The 1,556-nt window shown below is 45.5% G+C and carries 3 protein-coding genes; 1 reads left to right on the top strand and 2 read right to left on the bottom strand.

Annotation, left to right across the window (positions count from 1 at the left end; all coding sequences use genetic code 11):
* Together XMM312_RS11410 and XMM312_RS11405 are read right to left on the bottom strand one after the other, a co-directional pair.
* Positions 1-323: hypothetical protein (locus tag XMM312_RS11410; RefSeq protein ID WP_173489287.1), on the bottom strand; the 323-nt coding region annotated here is incomplete at its 3' end.
* Positions 301-504, bottom strand: a complete 204-nt coding sequence (locus tag XMM312_RS11405; protein ID WP_173487681.1) for a hypothetical protein — start codon at positions 502-504, stop codon at positions 301-303. The genes XMM312_RS11405 and XMM312_RS11410, both read right to left, overlap by 23 nt.
* A 184-nt stretch (positions 505-688) precedes the next feature.
* On the opposite strand from XMM312_RS11405, the gene XMM312_RS11400 reads away from it, so the two are divergent.
* The gene (locus tag XMM312_RS11400; RefSeq protein ID WP_173489286.1) at positions 689-1,363 is read left to right on the top strand and encodes a hypothetical protein; all 675 of its coding nucleotides are present in this window, start codon (positions 689-691) and stop codon (positions 1,361-1,363) included.
* The last annotated feature ends 193 nt before the right edge of the window (positions 1,364-1,556 follow it).

Raw genomic sequence — 1,556 nt, 5'->3', positions numbered from 1 at the left:
GCAGAAGCAACGATACGCTTACGAAAAACATTGATATCTGCGCTGTCCATTACAAGCACTGAAAATGCGTTTCCATCGCTATTGCGCATCTCTACGAGCATTCCAAATTTAGTAATTTTCAACATATCAGATGATTTTTCATAGATGTTTAGGTCTTTTTGACCTGATGTTGTCATCGCTTCCATTACATCGTTCAGATTGTTGAATGCGGCATCAATATTCAAAGCTGGTGCTTTCATAATAGTTCTCACTTTCTTTGTTTTGAGATTTGAAGATTTGTCAGTGTTTGAAGACGCAGCTTTATGCTGCTTCTTCTTGCGCATCTATGTAGTCAATGAGGTGCTGTAGTTCTTCATCGTCTTCAACGGCTTCAACAAGCAGATAGCGAATACACTCGCTGTCAAGGTTTCCAAATAGATGTGCTTCAACAAATTCATATGCGGTCATAGTTTTCTCTTTCTTTGATTTGAGATTGGAAGATTTGTCAGTGTCTGAAACGCTCATTCGTTTCGCTCACTGACAATAATAATATAAGCTGTTCAGGAGTAATTTACTTGTGACAAGACGAAGGCGCAGCGGGGCTGTCTGGTCTTGTTCATTTCTACATAGAAACGAGGTGACAATGAGTGAGAAGTGGTCAGGCGATGGCAGGTATTATCTGGCGGCACGAAGTGTTGAGGCATATCGCTTGTGGTTTGAGTTCTTGAAGCAGGCGCATCGGGATAAGGACATTGAGGTAGACTACGAGTTCTACGCTGACTGGGGGAACTTCTGGGACAAGTCGTTCAGCGACTGGTGGGCAGGTGCAACTTGGCGGACGCTCTTCGCTGTTGATACGGCTGTTCGTGTTCTGGATGAGAGTGAGGGCATTCAGAATGACGACACAGCAATCGTTGTGCGGCTATCATTGAGCAAAGATATCAAAGAGACGCTGCGAGATGTTCAGCAGCTTCTGGAACAGCATGGCGCAGGCACAAAGCTGAACACAGTAGCTCAAGGCAAGTTCAAGCTGTCAGAGGGCTATGAGAAGGCGTTTCTCAAATACATGGACAGAGCGAACTTCATGCTTCGTCTGTATCGTATCTGGTTGGACAATGCTGACTATGACAAGCGGGGTCGTGTGAAGCAGACGGCTGTTCAGTTCTACGAGTGGGCAAAGCAGCGAGACGACATGATACGAGCGAAGAACTACAAGCTCACTCGTCCGATGTTTCCGTTTGCAGTTCGCACATACGCTGAGGCGATACTGGCTGGTGACGACATTACGGACAGTAACGAACAGCGGCAGTTCATGCGGTATCTGAAGAAGGCTCGTAATCTTGCGAACAACGCTGCGAGAGGCGAATTTCCTGGCAAATACTGAGTCACATTTGAGTGTAGCACACTGTTACAGCGGACAGTGTTACACTTCTTTGAAGAAAACAGGCGGTTTTGCTTGTGGTTATTTGGCTTCCTGTCATCTCTAGATTCAAATGTTACACTTTGAGGGATGTTAGAGATGAAGATCGGTTATCGCAGAGTAAGCAGTGAAAGTCAGAACTTGGACAGACAAGATC

This window comes from Marinobacterium sp. xm-m-312 (assembly GCF_013283295.1).
Lineage (GTDB): Bacteria > Pseudomonadota > Gammaproteobacteria > Pseudomonadales > Balneatricaceae > Marinobacterium_E.
This window is presented reverse-complemented; position numbering and strand designations above follow the sequence as displayed.